The 19,447-nt window shown below is 34.1% G+C and carries 13 protein-coding genes; 5 read left to right on the forward strand and 8 right to left on the reverse strand.

Annotation, left to right across the window (positions count from 1 at the left end):
* Window positions 1-86 precede the first annotated feature (86 nt).
* Entirely contained in the window at window positions 87-2,960 is a 2,874-nt protein-coding gene (locus ABYI63_RS02500) for an AsmA-like C-terminal region-containing protein (RefSeq protein ID WP_372753088.1), read from the forward strand.
* On the opposite strand, the gene ABYI63_RS02505 is transcribed toward ABYI63_RS02500, so the two are convergent.
* From ABYI63_RS02505 to ABYI63_RS02530, 6 genes are all read right to left on the reverse strand, one after another.
* Window positions 2,961-3,716, reverse strand: a complete 756-nt coding sequence (locus tag ABYI63_RS02505; RefSeq protein WP_372753090.1) for a LytR/AlgR family response regulator transcription factor — start codon at window positions 3,714-3,716, stop codon at window positions 2,961-2,963. It lies immediately after the preceding gene.
* 173 nt (window positions 3,717-3,889) lie between these two features.
* The gene (locus ABYI63_RS02510; protein ID WP_372753092.1) at window positions 3,890-4,201 is read right to left on the reverse strand and encodes a 2TM domain-containing protein; all 312 of its coding nucleotides are present in this window, start codon (window positions 4,199-4,201) and stop codon (window positions 3,890-3,892) included.
* Window positions 4,201-5,538, reverse strand: a complete 1,338-nt coding sequence (locus ABYI63_RS02515) for a 2TM domain-containing protein (RefSeq protein WP_372753094.1) — start codon at window positions 5,536-5,538, stop codon at window positions 4,201-4,203. The genes ABYI63_RS02510 and ABYI63_RS02515 overlap by 1 nt, the downstream gene beginning before the upstream one ends.
* A 213-nt stretch (window positions 5,539-5,751) precedes the next feature.
* Window positions 5,752-6,177, reverse strand: coding sequence for a DUF2141 domain-containing protein (locus ABYI63_RS02520; RefSeq protein ID WP_372753096.1), 426 nt, complete (start codon window positions 6,175-6,177; stop codon window positions 5,752-5,754).
* A gap of 196 nt (window positions 6,178-6,373) precedes the next feature.
* Complete coding sequence (locus ABYI63_RS02525; RefSeq protein WP_372753098.1) at window positions 6,374-7,111, reverse strand: energy transducer TonB; 738 nt, start codon at window positions 7,109-7,111, stop codon at window positions 6,374-6,376.
* 489 nt (window positions 7,112-7,600) lie between these two features.
* The gene (locus ABYI63_RS02530) at window positions 7,601-8,326 is read right to left on the reverse strand and encodes an NRDE family protein (protein ID WP_372753100.1); all 726 of its coding nucleotides are present in this window, start codon (window positions 8,324-8,326) and stop codon (window positions 7,601-7,603) included.
* Between the two features lie 150 nt (window positions 8,327-8,476).
* Between ABYI63_RS02530 and pruA the strand changes: the two genes are divergently transcribed.
* Entirely contained in the window at window positions 8,477-10,105 is a 1,629-nt protein-coding gene (pruA, locus tag ABYI63_RS02535) for an L-glutamate gamma-semialdehyde dehydrogenase (protein ID WP_372753102.1), read from the forward strand.
* Window positions 10,106-10,186: 81 nt separating this feature from the next.
* Here pruA and ABYI63_RS02540 read toward each other — a convergent pair whose 3' ends face one another.
* A complete protein-coding gene (locus tag ABYI63_RS02540) occupies window positions 10,187-15,088 on the reverse strand; it encodes a LamG-like jellyroll fold domain-containing protein (protein ID WP_372753104.1) in 4,902 nt (1,633 codons plus the stop codon).
* A gap of 276 nt (window positions 15,089-15,364) precedes the next feature.
* On the opposite strand from ABYI63_RS02540, the gene ABYI63_RS02545 reads away from it, so the two are divergent.
* Entirely contained in the window at window positions 15,365-16,324 is a 960-nt protein-coding gene (locus ABYI63_RS02545) for a tetratricopeptide repeat protein (RefSeq protein WP_372753106.1), read from the forward strand.
* Between the two features lies 1 nt (window position 16,325).
* Here the strand turns inward: ABYI63_RS02545 and rsmG are convergent, their stop codons facing one another.
* On the reverse strand, window positions 16,326-16,955 hold the full coding sequence (rsmG, locus tag ABYI63_RS02550; RefSeq protein ID WP_372753108.1) for a 16S rRNA (guanine(527)-N(7))-methyltransferase RsmG: 630 nt from the start codon (window positions 16,953-16,955) through the stop codon (window positions 16,326-16,328).
* A 141-nt stretch (window positions 16,956-17,096) separates the two neighbouring features.
* Between rsmG and ABYI63_RS02555 the strand changes: the two genes are divergently transcribed.
* Window positions 17,097-18,197: a fatty acid desaturase gene (locus ABYI63_RS02555; RefSeq protein WP_372753110.1), complete on the forward strand. Its 1,101-nt coding sequence runs from the start codon at window positions 17,097-17,099 to the stop codon at window positions 18,195-18,197.
* A gap of 28 nt (window positions 18,198-18,225) precedes the next feature.
* Window positions 18,226-19,410 (forward strand): pyridoxal phosphate-dependent aminotransferase, encoded by a 1,185-nt coding sequence (locus tag ABYI63_RS02560; protein WP_372753112.1) that lies wholly within the window; start codon window positions 18,226-18,228, stop codon window positions 19,408-19,410.
* The last annotated feature ends 37 nt before the right edge of the window (window positions 19,411-19,447 follow it).

Raw genomic sequence — 19,447 nt, forward strand, 5'->3', positions numbered from 1 at the left:
CTTTCCGGACTCCAAAACTCATACTATAGTTAATATATTTGCCTGATTTTTAAAACGATAATTTTTAATCTCAAAATCGTAAAAAAGTGACATATTCGGGTGGAAAACTAGTTACAAAAGCGCTTAAAATTACGGGCATTTTTGTTGTTTCAATACTAATTTTTATTACTGTATTTCCGATGCTATTTCCGGAATACGTAGAAAACAAAATCAAGCAATTAGCCAACAACAATTTAAAGGGCGAACTTAGTTTCACCAAAGCGAACTTGTCGTTCTTCAGTCACTTCCCTTCCCTGACTTTAGACCTTGAAGACTTTTTACTTAAAGGTTCGGAGCCTTTTAAAAATGACACGCTCGTTTCTGCAAAACAAATCTCCTTGGGGATTAATGTAAGTCGTTTAATATTCTCCAAATCGGTGAATATAGATGGTATTTTTGTAGACAATGCCTTGGTAAACATAAAAGTCGATAAAAAAGGCGGCGCCAATTACAACGTATATGTTTCAGAAAATGAAGAAGTTGAAACCGAAGAATCATCTGCAAAAGTGCGACTAAGACGTATTAATATTACCAATACACACCTGGTTTACGATGATGCTTCAACCGATATACTTATTGATGCCAAGGGTTTTAATTACAGAGGAAAAGGAAAACTAGACGAGGCCATTTTCGATTTGCATACCGATGCACAAATTGAATCGTTCGACCTTCAATTTTCTGGCGAACAGTATCTAAAAAACAAAAAAGTAAACGCAAAGCTTGTTACGAAAGTAAACACCAATTCATTATCCTTTATTTTCGACCAAAACAACTTAAAAATCAATCAACTTCCAGTAGATTTTAAAGGTAAATTTGATTTTTTAAGCAATGGATATAATCTGGATTTTGTTGTGAAATCTGAAAAAAGTCAATTGCTAGATTTCTTTACCGCACTACCACCACAATACGTTACATGGTTGGAAAAAACACAAATCCAAGGAGAAACCGATTTATTCTTTTCACTTAAAGGAAAATACATTTCATCAAAAAACATGAGTCCCGATATTTTATTCAATATGAATATTAGAAACGGTTTAGTTGCGCACAACAATGCCTCAGAACCCGTTAAAAATATTTACATGAACTTAAAAACAAAACTACCAGCTTTAAATCCAGATAAACTGGAAGTTGCTTTAGATTCTATTTATCTGGATTTAGGAAAAGACTATTTCAGCGCCATATTAAATTTGAAAGGCATTACCACCCCAGAAGTTGATGCAAAAATAAGATCGAAAATTGATTTAGGAAAATTGCATAAAACTATTGGAATTTCAGGATTTGACTTAAAAGGAACCTTTTATGCCAACATCGCTTCAAAAGGCATTTATAATAAAGCAGAAAACAAATTCCCGAAAACGAATGGTAATTTAGAACTTAAAGATGCCTTCCTAAAAACAGTATATTACCCCAACCCGATAGAAGACATTAACTTCAAAGCTCAGGTTTCAAATACAACTGGTACTATGGAAACGTTGAGCTTAAACATTGAACCTGCGTCCTTTTCGTTTGAAGACAAACCATTTTATGTAACAGCAACTTTGAAAAATTTTGAAGACATCAATTACGCTATTAAAGCTAAGGGCGAACTTAATATTGCTAAAATTTACAAGGTTTTTTCTCAAAAAGGCCTAGAACTTGAAGGCTACGTAAACGCAGATGTTTCCTTTAAAGGCAAACAAAGTGACGCTACAAATGGCAATTATAATGCGCTGCAAAACAAAGGAACTCTAGAACTTCAAAACATAAAAACAACTTCCGAATTTTTGCCACAAGCCTTTGTTATAAACAAAGGGCATTTCACTTTCAACCAGGACAAAATGAATTTCACAAATTTCAATGCGAGCTACGGAAAATCGACTTTCCAGATGAATGGTTACATGGAAAACGTGATTAATTTTGCACTTTCTGAGAATGAAATTCTAAAAGGAAGTTTCTCAGTAAATTCCAATTATTTGAATGTTGATGAATTTTTAACTTCTGTAAATGAAAATGAAAAACAACCTGAGGACGAAGATTTAAGTGAGACTACTACAGTTTCAACAAACACAACAACAGCAACAACGGGCGTTATTATAATTCCGAAAATATTTGATTTCAACTTAAATGCTAATTTTAGGAATATTGATTTTCAGGAATTAAAAATCAATAATCTAATAGGAAACCTTAAAATAAAACAAGGCACTATTTCGCTTAACAATGTGAAGTTTGGCATTATTGGCAGCACCGCCAATATGAGTGCAACCTACAAAGATGAAGCCCTAAATAAAGCCGATTTCGACTTTTCTATTAAAGCAGAAGACTTTGATATTAAAAAGGCCTATACCGATATTAAAATGTTTAGAGACATGGCTTCAGCTGCCGAAAATGCTGAAGGTATTGTATCGTTGGATTATAAAATAAAAGGGAAACTAGACGGAAACATGACGCCTATTTACCCATCGCTTGTTGGTGGCGGCACATTATCTGTTAAGAGTGTAAAGATGAAAGGCTTTAAAATGTTTAACGTGATAAGCAAACAAACGGCAAACAATGCTTTTAAAGATCCTGATTTATCGAAAATAGAGATTAAAACCCAAATAAAAAACAACATTATTAATATTGAACAATTCCGTTTTAAAGTCGCAGGTTTCAGAACAAGAATAGAAGGACAAACGAGTTTTGATAGCAAGTTGAATATTAAAATGCGCTTAGGTTTGCCGCCGCTTGGTATTATAGGAATTCCTATTAAAATAACAGGCACACAAGACAACCCAGATGTAAATATTGGTAAAAAAACCGAAGACTTGGAAGAAACGGAATATAATGAAAGCGATTTACCTAAAACCGAAGTTGCTTTACCTGTTCCCGTAAACACCATTGAAAATGATTCCATTCCTAAACCTGTTTTAAAGACAGATACGGTTTTAAAAACTGACAATTGATTATTCTAACCAAGCTTTAAAATCTTTCACGCGTTCCCGCGCTACAATAACCTCATCGTCGTTATACGAATTTAGTTTTATCTGCAAACGGGAATTGGTATAACTTACCATATCCTTTATAGCATTAATGTTCACATAGAATTTTCGGTTTATTCTAAAAAATGTTTGTGGTTCCAATTCGTTTTCTAATAATTCCAAAGTGGTATCCAACAGGTAGTTTCTACCATCGGTAGTGTGTAGGTAGGTACCTTTGTTTTCACTATAAAAACACTCAATATCATCGATATTAATAAGTTTTAAATGCTGGCCTACTTTTACCGAAAATCGTTTTTTGTAATCGCGATCAATGGGATTAACAAGCAGTTTTTTAATATCATTGAAATCTAAAGTAACAGCTTGTTTTTGTGGTAAGCGCTCTTGGTATTTTTTAATGGCATTTGCCAGTTCATCATCATCAATTGGTTTCAAAAGATAATCGATGCTATTTAGTTTGAAGGCTTGCAGCGCATACTCATCATAAGCCGTTGTAAAAATGACTGCAGATTTTATGTCGACGGCTTCAAAGATTTCAAAGGAAAGTCCGTCGCTTAATTGAATGTCTAAAAATATTAAATCGGGGTGTTGATTTGTTTGAAACCATGCGATAGATTCTTCTACGGAATGGAGCATCGTTTCAGGCTCGATAGCTAATGAGACCAACATCCGTTGTAAGCGTCTAGCTGATGGTTTTTCGTCTTCTATGATGATTACTTTCATTTCCTTACTAAGTTAAAAAGTTGTATGATTTTCTAAGTCTTTAAAGTTGGTGCTTAAAATTGCAACTAAAATATACAATTTCAAACACTGTCTTGGCAACTAGAGATTAATCACACATTCTCTATTTCAAAAATTAAATAGAAAATGTGTGATATGTGTAATATAAAGAGCAATTACTTCCAAGATTTTTTATCCTTTTCCATAAGTTCCTTTATTTTCCGTTCCTCCCAGTCCTTACCAAGAATAAAACCTGGCGTAAAAACGGCGAGCCCGTGGGCCAACAATCCGATGCCCCAGAATACCAAGGTTATAAAATTATGCCATTGAAAATAGCTTTCGCCTTCTCCTAAATTTTGGATGTTTATTATTACAATCATAATATTAATTACCACGTAAACTAATGCGTGTCTATAAAAAGCTGCAATACGTTTTACTCGTTTTGCTGCGCGTTCGTAACGATCATTCTCAATATAATTTTCGCTCATTATTTCCAGGTTTTATTGTTTTCTGCTTGTTCCTTACTTAATATTTCTTGAATTTTACGTTCTTCCCACGATTTTCCGTAACCAAAAACTCCAAAGGCATGAAATACCAAGCCCATACCCCAGCCTAACATGGGGAACCAAAACCACTGGAACCCCCAATACGTTTGGTAATTAATGAATATTAGAAATGGGATAACTAAGCAATAGGAGATTAAATTAGAGTAAAAGCCTTTTATTTCTTCTACACGCTTTTTAGCCTTATAGTAGGCATCTTGTTCGTTGTAATGATGATTTGTTTCCATGTTATAAATTTGTTTCGTAAGCATCGGGATAGCCACTGCAAACCGGTTTGCTTCTTTGTTAATACTTATTTTTTTACTTGTTAGCAGATCGTAACGCTGCATAACATTGCTTAAGCCTACGCCGCTGCTCTTTTTTACTATCTGCTTAGGCTGCAGGTTATTTTCCACCACCAAACTATCGGCTTCTTCGTAAATTTTTATATGCAATGGCTTGTTGGATGTTACCGTGTTATGCTTTACGGCGTTTTCTAAAAGTAGTTGCAGAGACAGTGGTACTACCTTACTTTCTGGATTGTTTGCCTTATCGGGAATGTCGAAAATGATACTGTCTTCAAAGCGCATTTTTAAAAGTGACATATAGGTTTTTGCGAACTCCAGTTCTTCATCCACTAAAACCAATTCTTTGTTTTTTTGCTCTAAAACATAGCGATATACCTTTGATAGTGAGGTAGTAAACTTCTGAGCATTTTCCGGGTTTTCTTCAATTAAACTGGTTAACACGTTTAAACTATTAAATAGAAAATGAGGATCTAATTGGTTTTTTAAGGCATCGAACTTGGCACTCGCCGTTCCCGCAATAACCTTTTGTTCCTTTATTTTATTTTGCTGGTACCGGTTATAAAAGTAGATGGAGTGAAAAATGATGACGATGGTTAAAGTAATCCAAAGCCCGAATTGGTAATTCGCAAATTTTTCATTAGCCAAAAAGTCCTGAAACGAATTGCCGTTATAAATTACTGATGTGAATATCCTAAGTAAAAATAATCCAATTAAAGTAATGACTACAGAACCTACAATACCAACTACAATTCGTTTTATTCCATCTTTCCCACCCCAAGAGCGACGTTCCAAATAATCAAAAAAATACATATTTGAAAAACCTAGAACGAAGGAATACAATTGATAAAACATAAAATCCACTAAAGCTTCGTTAAAACTTTTAAAATAAAACTGATTATAAAGGAAGCTTCCTATAACAAACACAACACAGCCTATAAGGAATGATATGAATATATTTTTTACTAATGATTTCATTTGTATTTCTTGTGTTTTGATTAATACATGTTTACAGCAGCATAGATACGAGATATGCTTACTTAACCGGAGGTAGTGCCAATTGATGTTTAAAATAGATGAGAAACTCTAAAAAACTGTTTAATCACTTTGTTTTGAATTGGTCTTCTCCATTAACAAAAGCCCAAACTAATTAAACCTACTGAAAAATTACTGCTTTGGTATGCTTCTTAACTATAGTTTAATATGTTGTGTGATGCTTTGATTGCTTACTTCAAACTTAGCATCTTCCCATTTTGGTGGTCCAAAAACCCCTTTAGCATTGTTGGAACATCCGTAGGTTTCCTTAGGAATTCCCATAAAATTAGTATCCATTTTGCTATTATCATTTTCATCATGAAACATAGATATGGCATAAACCCCTTTGGGGACATCTTTAAAAGTAACACGGCAACTGTTATTTTCAATTTTAACAATGGCACCTTTCACCTCTTTACTTAAAAACGATTCTGGCTTATCATAAAGCGCAACAAAGGCCTGACCTTTATTACTTTTAAAATTTGAAATGTTTACAACCACATCATGTGATTCTTTTTGTTGCGCATGTGTGATAGTTATTCCTAATAAAAAAAGACTTAAAATTTTTAGTGATTTTTTCATAATACGTTTGGTTTTAATTACAGGACAAATATCTAACACCAATTCTTTTTCTTAAAAAGCGACTTACCCAATTGTTGTTTTTTTGTGACGAAGTGTAATCATCAAATATATTCCGATTATAAAAATAATAAAACAAAAAAAACCAAGAGTTAAAATAACTCTTGGTTTACTAACATAATTCAAAAAACCAATTTAACTATATGCCGTCGTCGTATTTAAAGTAAATTGGAACGGCATAAGATACTTTTACAGGTTTACCGCGTTGTTTACCCGGTTGCATGGTTGGTAATAAACTTATAATGCGTTCTGCCTCTTGTTCTAAAATTTTATCAGGACCTCTAGATCGAACACCCACTGTATGTCCTTTTCCATCTATTATGAAAATTACCGAAACACGCCCCTGAATACCCAAACTTAATGCTGTTTCTGGATACTTAAAATTCTTTAAAACGTGTTCCTGGACTTTCTTTTGAAAACAATCTTTAGTAGCTGCCTTAGATAAGCCTTCGCATCCTGGGAAAACGGGAACATCTTCAATAACTGCAAATGCAACCTCAACTTCTTCTTCAACAACCTCAACTTTTACCTCACCAATACCAATTACCTTTTGTTTATCGGCAATCGCTTCATTTTGGTTGGTTTCTGTACTCTCCATAACACTCTCTATAACATCCTCCACGTCTTCAACTATTTGAATATTTTCACTAACAGCCACAGGTGGTGGCGGTGGTGGCGGTGCATTAATGTGTACTATTGGAATATCTAGCTCGGTTTGAGCTTCCATAGATACAATCTCTATTTCGGCCTCTTCCTTATCGAAAGTTTTGTATTCCAAAGCTTGCCAAGAAAAAAATAGCATAAGATTTAACCCAATTGCAAAGTAAATACCGCTATTTCTTCCAATTTCGAATTCTGGGTTTTTTTTGGTTAACATGACTACTAAATTTATTACTTAAAGTTACTAAAATCAACATGTAATAAGTATGATAATTGTCATATCTAACCTGAGATTTCGTCACATTTTTAGGCTTAAATTTGTTAGTTTTTTCGAATCTAAAAATTGTTCCTTTTGTTTAATATGGAAGAAAAAACAGTTAGAAACAAGTAGGAATTTATAAAAGCAACCTAGTTAAAAAACTGAAGTTTTCTGTATACTGCTAATGTAGCGCTAGGCCTTTGTATTATTAACCGAAGCTTTTAACTATTCCGCATCCGCATCACTCCGCAAATACACTCTATTGGTTCTAATGAAATGTACCTATCAAATTATATTACACCAAAACAACAGTTTTTTTATTAGCATGTACTAATACAACATGATCTGTACCAAGATGATTCTTATTTTACACCCGTAAAAAACTTAAAAAAAAGACAAAAACATGCAACCATTTCAGATTAAGCTAGCGCTAAACTGATAGCAGAATTACTCAATTACCGCTTGCGGAAGTTTAAATGTTTTACTTGATATGGTATTATTTTGAAGATTCTCGTAATACATTTCAAGCGAATCATTAAACTTTTCAATTTGTGTTATACTTGTAGTTTTAACAAAACCCCGATTCATTACCACACCAAACTCTTTATTGTCCTTTTCGGTAGTTTTATGAAATTTTAATAAGGATTGAGCGTTTACCTCATTTTCGTTTTTAAAAACTTCAAACCACTTTAAGCGCTCCGCTTTCATCGTATCATTATATAGGGTGGTAGAGGACCATATTCTTGGTTCCAAAGGTAAATTAGTAATGTGTTTTTCGTTGCCATCCCAAACCAACTCAATAAATTTTAATGAGGTATTCCAATCGGCGATTACCATGGTAAATGGCTCTATATTTAGTAAGTCATAAACTTCAACCTCCGTTTCAAAAGCATGAAACATTAAAAAATCTAAAGTTACAAGGCCCCTGCTCTTTTTGTAATTTTGATTACGTTCATGAGTAGCAAATCCGCCATTTAAAGTACAAACAACACGATTTTTATCGCTAATACCAATCCATGTTCCACTAGACAGTTCATCCATAGGAAATAGGATATTCGCATCGTTTTTCAGATAGTAATTAGGTGGTAATGATTTTCTACTCGGTGCTTCATCTCTATTGGACGTTAGCACAAAATCATTGTTTTGCTTGGGTATAATAGTAACTGTGCACATAAAACTGTAGTCTGAAATCTTTTTAGCAACTTACAAAAAAAATATAAAATTTAACGCGGTTTTAAGAGCAATTCAACCCTAAATATCAATAGAAAATTCGTAGATTCGTGACTTATTTACTGATAATTCAATAACAAAAACAAACAAATCATGGGAAAAGGTTTTTTTAATGTACCAATTGCAGTCAACGAACCTGTTAAGAGTTATGCTCCAGGAACACCAGAACGCGATGCGGTACTTAAAGCATATAAGGAAATGTACAATAGCACAGTAGACGTGCCATTGTATATTAATGGAAAAGATATTACTACGGGGAATACCAGAACCATGTCTCCACCACACGACCACAAACATGTGGTTGGTACATACCATCTTGCCGATAAAACGCATGTTGAAGAAGCCATTGCTACTGCTTTAGAAGCTAGAAAAGCTTGGTCGCTAATGCCCTGGGAACAACGTGCTGCCATATTTTTAAAAGCTGCAGAGTTAGTTGCCGGACCATACCGTTATAAAATTAATGCCGCTACAATGATAGCGCAATCCAAAAACATCTTTCAGGCTGAAATTGATGCTGCTTGTGAATTGGTAGATTTTTTACGTTTTAATGTGCAGTACATGACAGAAATTTACAGCGAGCAACCAAAAAGCACTAGCGATGCATGGAATAGAGTTGAATACAGACCCTTAGAGGGGTTCACCTACGCTGTAACACCATTTAACTTTACTGCCATTGCTGGAAATCTTCCTGCTTGCATGGCTTTAATGGGAAATGTGGTGGTTTGGAAACCAAGTGACAGCCAAGTATATTCAGCTAAAATAATTATGGATATCTTTAAAGAAGCCGGAGTACCGGCAGGAGTTATTAATGTTGTCTTTGGAGACCCGGTAATGATTTCTGAAACTGTATTATCAAATCCAGATTTTTCTGGGTTGCATTTTACGGGATCTACCTTTGTTTTTAAAGAACTTTGGAAACAAATAGGAAACAACATCCACAACTATAAAACTTACCCAAGAATTGTTGGAGAAACAGGTGGAAAGGATTTCATAATGGCTCATAAAAGTGCCGACCCAAAACAAGTGGCTACTGCTATTATAAGAGGCGCCTTTGAATTTCAAGGACAGAAATGCAGTGCTGCATCTAGAGCTTACATACCAAACAGCTTATGGGCTGAAGTTAAAAAACTAATTATAGAAGATGTTAAATCTTTTAAAATGGGTTCGCCTGCTGATATGAGTAATTTTATAACAGCTGTAATTCATGAAGGGTCTTTTGATAAACTTGCCAAGTATATAGATCAGGCAAAAGCGGATGCCGACGTTGAAATTATCGCTGGCGGAAATTACGATAAAAGTAAAGGTTACTTTATTGAACCCACTGTAATTGTAACCACCAACCCGAATTACACAACAATGCATACGGAATTATTCGGTCCTATAATTACTATTTACGTTTACGAAGACGAGGCTTATGCAGAAACCTTAACATTGGTAGATAGTACAAGTGATTATGCCCTTACTGGAGCCATACTTTCAACAGACAGATATGCCATTACCCAGGCCACAACGGCTTTGCAAAATTGCGCTGGAAACTTTTATATAAATGATAAATGCACAGGAGCTGTTGTAGGACAACAACCTTTTGGTGGTGCACGCGCCTCTGGTACAAACGATAAAGCAGGAAGTCCTCAAAACTTATTACGTTGGGTATCTCCACGATTAATTAAAGAAACATTTGTAACCCCAACGGATTATCGTTATCCGTTTTTAGGTGAATAGTTATTTCATTACATAGAATTTAAAAAAACAGAAATGCTTCCGAAATTTGGAAGCATTTTTGTTTTAAAACCTTGAGAAGGACTAATTGATGATAATCTTTTTATTTAAAAGCCCTTCATCTGTATTTAGTTTAAGGATATAGGCACCTGATTTTAATGTTAATGGTATGGAAATACTTGAGGCATTATCATCAACAAGTAGAGATTTAACCTGTTGTCCGGCCATATTATAAATGCCCAAATTTAAAACCACTATATTTTCAGTATTACGTATTTCTAATTCCGAGCTGTTATCGTTATAATAGACTATTAAATCTTTAGTTTCATCCAAAAGTTGTGTTTGAGATAATAGGTAATTCTCTTTCGGTTGAAACACTATTTTAAATCTATCGTTGTAGACACCTGTTGCTAAATTCACCTCAAATGGGTCGTCATTTATTCTATAAGTTGAATTCGTTTCAGCATCTTCAATATATAGTGTTGTACTCGTTGGCAAACCTTCTAAAGAATCTAAAGCAATACTTACCAGTCCTGCTTTATTCACAATTAAACCTATTGGAAATTCTTGTGAAGCATTAAAGTTTCCAACGCCTTGAATAACAAATTCATCGTTGTTAATTATCCAATACATATCTTCCTTATTCACATCAGCCATATAAGCATCGTAGCCTAAATCGAAACCATTAGAAGCTTTTTCATTAGCTCCAATAACAATTTGTCTGTGATACCCCAAAGGCGAATTATACAATAGCCTAATTAATGGCTTTTGATTTTTACTTACTTCTGAAGTTTTGCTTCCTACTTTTGAATTGGCATTTTTAAAAAACAATGAGGTTGAACCATCTTCGGTTGCATAAACACGTTGACTATTTTTAAATATTACATTACCACCATCTACGCTAGATATTGTTCCGCTATTATCATTGGGGTTTACTTCTAACTTGGTTGAAACAAAAAAACCTTGATTTACAGGAACATATTGTCCTGGTACTTTTGTACCTGTAGCTGCACTTCCATTATCTGAAGTAGTATTAATTCTGGAATCGTTAGAAATTGCTGGTGCACCTCCGGTTAAATTATAAGTAGCATAACCTCCTACATATTCTTTTAATACATGCGAATTTTGCTCACCAAAATGATCCCAAAAATACAATGCGCCATTAATAACCGTTTGGGTATTAGTACCGCCTTCGGCGACACTGATATTATCTAGAATAAATTCATTAGCATCGATAGCCGATGGGTATGGATTTCCTATTAAACGTTCCACATCACCAGTTCCTGCTATTTTATCTAACGCTAACGTAATATCACCATTGTTTGGCAATCCACGGAATACATAATTTTGTTTTGTAGCGATGGAAACCTCACCTGAAGTTCCTTTCATTGTAAAACCTTCACCCGCCATCAATGGAGAAGATTCATTAATTTTTGACCAAGCCCAATAATTATCAGCAGCACCGTAAAACTTATAAGTCCAAGTAGTGCTAATTGTTTTTGCAAAACCAGGGGGTGGAGCTGTACCGCTTCCATTTGGATTCGTACTAAATATCAAATCATCATATAAACCAGAAATAGAACCATCTTTTAAAACATTTTCCAATGTGTGATTTCCGTTTGTGCTTGACACCCCAACACCACGTGTTAAAACATCTCCTGAAATAGGCCCAACTGAAGATGACCAATAATTATAATTAAACCCGTTTGCAGTGCCTTGCTGATCGCGTTCTATATATCCACCACTATCGGCATCTAAAACACAGCCTTCATTTTGAATAAATTGCGACTCCCCTATCAAATCTATAACGCCATCCAATTCTAAATAATGAGAAATAGTTAAACTTTGCCCGGAATTGGTTTCATCAAACGTTTCATTTGGGTCCGCCATGGTTAAAGTACCTCCAGTTTGAATTAAGCCTAAAAGGGAAATATCCCGGTCTTCAGAGGTAATTTCATCTGACAATTGAACAATGTTCCAATTTACATTCGTTCCATTTAGTCCCACAGAATTAGGAATTACTTGATTGGCACTATTGCTCCACGTTGAAGCCGAATCCCAGCTTCCATTAGCAACGGAAACGTAAGGCGTTGGCGTTGTTTGAATATTAACAATAGCTTTATCTTCTTCTAAATAATTTAATCTTAAAAAGTTTCTTTCATCAGTTTGCCCTTCTACTGTTGATCCGAAAATGGAATTAAAATCATAATACGCACTTAATTCACTCCATGGTATTGTTGCTACCTCACTACTTGAAGTTGCTTCTGGTATAACTTTACCACAAACCAAATCGCCACTTACTTTCTCTATTTCTTGATTCATTAAGTACCTAACCTGATTTTCTGATAAGGCCCGATTCCAAACATACACTTCATCTATGTCTCCTAATAAAGGATTAGTTACAGTTTGTTTGTTTAAATAGAAAGCACCGATAGATAAATGATTAAAATTAGGTGTGGGGGGCTCGATATTTTGTTCCGATTTATCTAGCAAACCATCAATATACAGAAAAAGAGTTCCACTTTTATAAACAGTCGTTATTTGATGCCATTTTCCATCATTTATAAGCATTGTTGAAGTTATTCTTGCTGAGCCATTATTATCCATATAAACTTCCACCTGATCTATGGTATTTAATCGCATTTGCAGTTTATCTCCTTTAGCAATAATGGTTCTTAAACTGTTATTAGAAGCACTTTTTACCCAAGCAGAAACCGTAAATGAATTTGCATTCAAATTCATAAAAGACTCTCCAACCATAAAATCGTTTAAACCAATGCTAACTCCTCTTTTACCAGTTACCCGTTGTGTTTTACCAAATGAAAAGTACTTGGTGTCATGAAAATCGTACCAAGTAACGTAAACCTCACTATTATTACTATCTAAAATTGGTGTTCCTGTTTGATCAACATTAATTTTTAGAGGAATTACATCTATTATTTCAGTTGCATTAAAAGAGTCGCTATTAGAAACTATTAAAACATACTCTTCATCTGCTGTTTTTGAAAAACTACTAAAAGCTGTGGTAGGTATTCCTATATAAACAGTTTCAACATCTCCATCTCCAACCTCTGTTGATTCAACAATTTTCCACTTCCGATTCATTCTAGTTATGCTCGTAGTTCCAAAACCAAGATCTACAGAAACCATATTTGAACCAGAATACGCACCATTGTTATTACCCCAAACTAAAAAATCTCCATCATCTTCAAATTCATTTGGATTAGCACTATTTTTTGAAAAAACACCTCCTAACCCAATGGTTATTCCAATGTTAGAATTTAAAGTTTTTGATTGTTTTTGGTTTAAATCGGATATAGAATCTCTTCCAATACCAGCAATATCATAATTATATCCCGCATTAGCGGTTACATCCCACACTTTAGTGTTGAATGAATTAATATAATCTTTATCTGCTTGATTAGATGCACCTAAGGTAATACCGTACTTTATAGCTAAATAAGATTCTATTTTTTGTCTATTGCTTTCTGTAACCCGATCTCCAAAGGTGAAAATTTCAGCAACGCTACCATTTAAACTTCCTTGGGCATCATAATTTCTTCCTATCCAGTATTTACTTCCTGCACCCCCATTAACATTTGCAAAAGAATTACCTGTTGTTGATGTAGCTAATTGACTTGAATTGTATAAAATATCTTGTGCCGTTGGTGAAGAAAAGCTGTCATTTCTAACATTTATAATGCCTGCTTTTGAATAAGGCGTATTAATTTGTGCCGTACCATTATAGCTTGCACTCCCCGGAACATCCTGATTATATGACAGTGTTTCGTTTGTGAATTCTGAAGAATAATCACCAAAACCAATTCCCGTAACATCTCCTGCTGCGCCAGAATCAATTCCTGCAAAAATGGTACTCCTAGCAGTAGTTGTTGATACTGTTGTATTTGGTTTCATTACAACAAATACATCCTGACTGTAAAAACCATTTGTATCATTACCTAAAAATTGCTCTATGGTAGAACCATTATTTTCAAATTTAATAACCGGATTAAAATTAATATTATCGGCAACATTATCTAAATAAGTAGGTTGGTTAGCAGAAACAAGTTGCTCAGCATCCTTTCCGTTAGTTCCCAAATCTTCCCAAAGAGACACTTTGGATGCCGAATGACTTATACCTCTTGTTGTTTTTAGCCATAGCCTAAAGTTAGCCGTTATTCCTCCCGGTCCTGGAATGTTGTAGTTAAACATTTCAGCACTTACATCAAAATTGAAAGTTCCATTTCCTGTGTTGGCAATACTAATGGTAGATCTTTGTGTACCCGATCCTGATGCGGGAGCTACAAAGGTAACACCAATAGTAATGTTGGATGAAAAACTTATTGGGATGGCAGATGAACTAAACACCGTAAAATCGGAATTAGAACTAGATAAAGCACTAACAGTTAAATCGCAATTCCCAACATTTGTAACTAAAAAATATCTTGTTATCGAGGCTCCTTCTTCAACCTGACCATAGTAAGTACCGTTAGTATCGGAAGTCATTGTTTCATTATGCAAAATATCTGCCCAAGGACTACCTCCTAAAACAAAAATTTCGGGCGAAGAATTAACTTCCAAGGTAAAACTGAAATTTGTTCCGTTTTTAATATCGATGGTTACTAAAGTATTAACAGAAGTACAACTAGTATTCAAATTCTCAATTTCAAAATCAAGATAATTTTCACCTTTACACCCATAAGGCTTAAGTTTATCACTGGGTTTGTTTGGAGATATACCAAAATCTGTAGTATTGTTAATAGCTATTTCATTAATTTGTAGATTTCCACAATTACCAGTTTCAACATTGGTAGCTCTAAAGGTTAAGCTACTACCAGCATTAATCACAACAACGTCACCTTGATTTACAACCGCACCACCTAACACTTCAATTTTTAACACTTGGGCTTTGGATCCAAAACTAATAAGCACAAAACCAAACAACAGAATAAGTCGACAAAAACTGAAACTAGCATTTTTTTTCATTGAGAGAAATTTTGAGAGTTAAATAAAAAATGCTTTAACATTAATTATAAAAGGTGGCAATATACGAAACAAAAATCGTTATTATGTATTTTTTATCGACAAAACGCATTAAAAGTCATTTTATAGTAGGTTTTAACTTTCTTTTTAGTTAATGTTGACAGTAATACTTTTCAATGAAAACTCATTAGGATTAACAACTAGCCATATTCCAAAAACAAAAAACTTAGAAAATATCACTAACTTTATTCAAAAAAAAGCATTTTACATTTACTAATTATGAAAAGAATTATTGCAATATTAATTTTTATCGCAACTTGTCATCAATTCCAAGGACAAGCAAGGAAATTTTTCCGACAAGCCAATAAAACCGATAATTTATCTGAAAAAATAGATCTGCTTTCAAAAGTAATTGATTTGGAACCAGACAATTTAGACGCCTATTTTTATAGAGCTATTGCAAAGAACGATTTAGGCGATTATTCTGGCGCTATTGTAGATTATTCTAAAATCATCCTTTTAAAGCCAGATGCAGACACGTATTACAACAGAGGGAACTCTAGATATAGCTTAAAAAACTATGTTGGTGCGAAACAAGATTACCAAAAAGCGGTAGAATTAGATCCCAATTTCCTCGATGCAATATACAGTTTAGCACATACAAAATTTGATTTAGGCGACTTTGAAGGAACCATAAAGGATATTTCAAAAATAATTGCAGTGGCACCTACCGAAATAAAAACTTATTTTTTACGAGCGGCAGCATATAGCGCATTAGAAAAATATCCGCTTGCTTTAAACGATTATTCGCTTGCTATTTTAGCGAATCCAAACGCAGATACTTACTACAATAGAGGCGTGTTTTATCTAGATATTAATTATTACGACAAAGCAAACTCCGACTTATCAATAGCGTTAAAACTAAATGAAAATAATAGTTTTGCCTACTTTTTTAGAGGCGCTTCCTTTATGTTTTTAGGTAATTACCCAAAAGCCATTAGTGATTACAACACCGCATTGCGTTTTGATTCCTTAGATTTTGATGCGCTTTTAGGTTTGGCCTTAACTTATTACAAAGCAAATGATTTAAACAACGCCAAACTGTATTTTCAAAAAGCAGCAAATATTATTTCACCTGAGGGAGACATAACACAAATAGAAACTTTCAATAACACGTATTGGTTTCAAAACCAACACTACTTTTTTAATGAAAACTTTAAAGGGTTATCTAGTTTATAAATTAACCCCTATATTTTAAAGGTAAGTGAACAACTTTTTTAGTTTCGTAAAATTCTTCAGTGTAAAAGTCGCTTATATTATAAATAGTTGCCGTTCTGTAATCTTGCAGTTCTTCTGTTAAATCGCCACCTTTCAAATACAAAATACCATTTTTGAGGTCGTGGGTTTGTTCTTTAGCAATTTTACCCTTTACCCAATGTACAAAGGTTGGCATAATAGCTACTGCACGACTTACTATAAAGTGAAAAGTATCGTCTATTTCTTCAACCCTACTATGAGTTGTTTTTACATTTTTTAAACCTAAACCTTGTACAACCTCATCAACAACTTTTAGTTTTTTTGCTATACTGTCCACTAAATGAAACGAACAGTTTGGGAACAAAATAGCCAGAGGAATACCAGGAAATCCGCCACCAGTTCCTACATCTAAAATTTTAGTTCCATCTTTAAATTGTATCACTTTTGCTATAGCCAAAGAATGAAGTACATGACGTAAATAAAGCTCATCTATATCTTTACGAGACACAACATTAATTTTCAAATTCCAGTCTTGATATAAAGATTCCAGCTTCTGAAATTTTTGGATTTGGTCTTCCGTTAGATTCGTAAAGTATTTAAGTATTAGCTCCATTCTTGTTAAATTTTGCACAAAAATATGACTTTTACATACATATTTTTACAAAAAAACAATATTACTTCACTTAGTTTATACTTATCTTTGCACCGTATTTAATATAGCCAACTAATTAACTACAAACGTTAAATTAATAGCATGACAAAACAAACACTGTCCTTCTCCAGAACGGACTCTGCAAAGTTTTTTAAAACACTAAACAAACGTGTTAACGATTACTTTAAAGACAACAATTTAAAAAGAACAGGAAACTGGAAGCTTTGGTTAAAAACCATCGTAATGTTCTCATTATTCTTAACCCCATATTTCTTATTACTAACATTGGATATTCCGGGTTGGGCACAATTATTACTAACCATAGTGATGGGAATTGGTATGGCTGGTGTTGGTATGAACGTGATGCACGATGGCAATCACGGCTCATTTTCTAATAAAGAATGGATTAACCGGTTAATGGGAAGCAGCATCTATATTCTTGCTGGGAATGTATACAATTGGAAAGTACAACACAATGTATTACATCATACGTACACCAATATCCACGGCATGGATGAAGATTTAGAAGCCGGACGCATTTTACGTTTCACCGAACACACCGAATGGCATTGGCACCATAGATTCCAACATTATTACTCAGTATTATTGTATGGTTTATTAACGATTAACTGGGCGATTACTACCGATTTTATTCAAATGAAACGCTACATGAAACGTAAGTTATCGTATGGTAAATTCCCAAACCCCGTTTGGAACTGGAGTAAACTCGTAATTTCTAAAATAATTTATATTGCTATTTGGATTGTACTTCCTATGCTCGTTTTAGATATTGCTTGGTGGAAAATACTTATTGGCTTTTTTGTAATGCATTATACTGCCGGTTTAATTTTAAGTGTTGTATTTCAATTAGCACATGTAATGGAAGACGCTGAAATGCCACTGCCAGAAGCCGATGGTACTATGAAAAATACTTGGGCTATCCATCAACTAAAAACAACTGTTAATTTTGGTGCTAAAAGCAAAATCATCAATTGGTTTACCGGCGGTTTAAACCACCAAGTAGAACACCATATTTTCCCACATATTAGCCACGTGCATTACACTAAAATTTCAGAGATTGTAAAAGCAACAGCTAAAGAATTTAACTTACCGTACAACGAGTACAAAACTACCCGTAAAGCCATCATTGCCCATTTCAAACATTTGAAAGAAATGGGAATGAAACCAGCTTTACACGTCTAACAATTAAATAATTATTATTTTATTTTAAATGCAATTACTATCCGATAGAATTTTAAACATGGCGCAGTCTGCTACTTTAGCAATGGCTGCAAAAGCAAGAGAATTAAAAGAAGAAGGTAAAGATATTATTGGCCTGAGTTTGGGAGAACCAGATTTTAACACGCCAGATTTTATTAAAGAAGCCGCTATTCAAGCCATTAATGATAATTTTAATTCGTACTCTCCAGTTGATGGTTACGGGGAATTAAAACAAGCGATTATCACAAAATTTAAACGTGATAATGGGTTAACCTATACTCCTAATCAAATTGTAGTATCTACAGGAGCAAAACAATCATTGGCTAATATTGCTGCGGTTATGACTAACAAAGGTGATGAAGTTATTATGCCTTGTCCTTACTGGGTTAGTTATGCCGATTTAGTAAAGCTAAACGATGGTATTCCTGTTGAAGTTAAAACAACTATTGCTACCGATTTTAAAATGACTCCAGACCAGTTAGAAGCCGCAATTACTCCAAAAACTAAAATGATTTGGTTTAGTTCGCCTTGTAACCCAAGTGGATCTATTTATAGCAAAGAAGAATTGCGTGGTTTGGCTGATGTATTAGTGAAATACCCTAACATTTATGTAGTTTCTGATGAAATTTATGAACACATAAACTATGTTGGCGGACATGCAAGTATGGCTCAGTTTGAAGATATGTACGACAGAACAATTACTGTAAACGGTGTATCGAAAGCCTTTGCTATGACGGGATGGCGTATTGGGTACATTGGTGCTCCTGAAAAAATTGCTCGTGCTTGTAACAAGATGCAAGGTCAAATAACCAGTGGTGCTAACTGTATTGCGCAACGCGCTACCATTACAGCTTTAAACGAATCGCCTAGTCGTGTACAATACATGATTGATGAATTTAAGGTACGTCGTGATTTAATTTTAAGTTTACTAAACGAAATTGAAGGTTTTAAAACAAATGTTCCTGAAGGTGCTTTTTACGTATTCCCTAACATTTCTTATTTCTTTGGTAAAACATTAAAAGGAAAAACTATCAACAATGCATCGGATTTTTCAATGTTCTTATTATCAGAAGCGTTGGTAGCTACTGTTGATGGTGAAAGTTTTGGAAACCCTGATTGTATCAGAATTTCTTACGCAGCTTCTCAAGAACAAATTATTGAAGCCATTAAACGTATTAAAGAAGCAGTTAGTTAAAAATTAACTTTTCAAAATATACTATACATAAAAAAAG

It is taken from the genome of Mariniflexile sp., from assembly GCF_041583155.1.
Taxonomy (GTDB): Bacteria; Bacteroidota; Bacteroidia; order Flavobacteriales; family Flavobacteriaceae; genus Mariniflexile.

Excerpts from the sequence above, each read along its gene's own strand:
- ABYI63_RS02560 (WP_372753112.1), top strand. The coding sequence starts at position 18,226 with ATGCAATTACTATCCGATAGAATTTTAAACATGGCGCAGTCTGCTACT.
- rsmG (WP_372753108.1), bottom strand. The coding sequence starts at position 16,955 with ATGGAGCTAATACTTAAATACTTTACGAATCTAACGGAAGACCAAATC.
- ABYI63_RS02505 (WP_372753090.1), bottom strand. The coding sequence starts at position 3,716 with ATGAAAGTAATCATCATAGAAGACGAAAAACCATCAGCTAGACGCTTA.
- ABYI63_RS02555 (WP_372753110.1), top strand. The coding sequence starts at position 17,097 with ATGACAAAACAAACACTGTCCTTCTCCAGAACGGACTCTGCAAAGTTT.
- ABYI63_RS02545 (WP_372753106.1), top strand. The coding sequence starts at position 15,365 with ATGAAAAGAATTATTGCAATATTAATTTTTATCGCAACTTGTCATCAA.
- ABYI63_RS02525 (WP_372753098.1), bottom strand. The coding sequence starts at position 7,111 with ATGTTAACCAAAAAAAACCCAGAATTCGAAATTGGAAGAAATAGCGGT.
- ABYI63_RS02540 (WP_372753104.1), bottom strand. The coding sequence starts at position 15,088 with ATGAAAAAAAATGCTAGTTTCAGTTTTTGTCGACTTATTCTGTTGTTT.
- ABYI63_RS02520 (WP_372753096.1), bottom strand. The coding sequence starts at position 6,177 with ATGAAAAAATCACTAAAAATTTTAAGTCTTTTTTTATTAGGAATAACT.
- ABYI63_RS02530 (WP_372753100.1), bottom strand. The coding sequence starts at position 8,326 with ATGTGCACAGTTACTATTATACCCAAGCAAAACAATGATTTTGTGCTA.
- ABYI63_RS02515 (WP_372753094.1), bottom strand. The coding sequence starts at position 5,538 with ATGAAATCATTAGTAAAAAATATATTCATATCATTCCTTATAGGCTGT.
- pruA (WP_372753102.1), top strand. The coding sequence starts at position 8,477 with ATGGGAAAAGGTTTTTTTAATGTACCAATTGCAGTCAACGAACCTGTT.
- ABYI63_RS02510 (WP_372753092.1), bottom strand. The coding sequence starts at position 4,201 with ATGAGCGAAAATTATATTGAGAATGATCGTTACGAACGCGCAGCAAAA.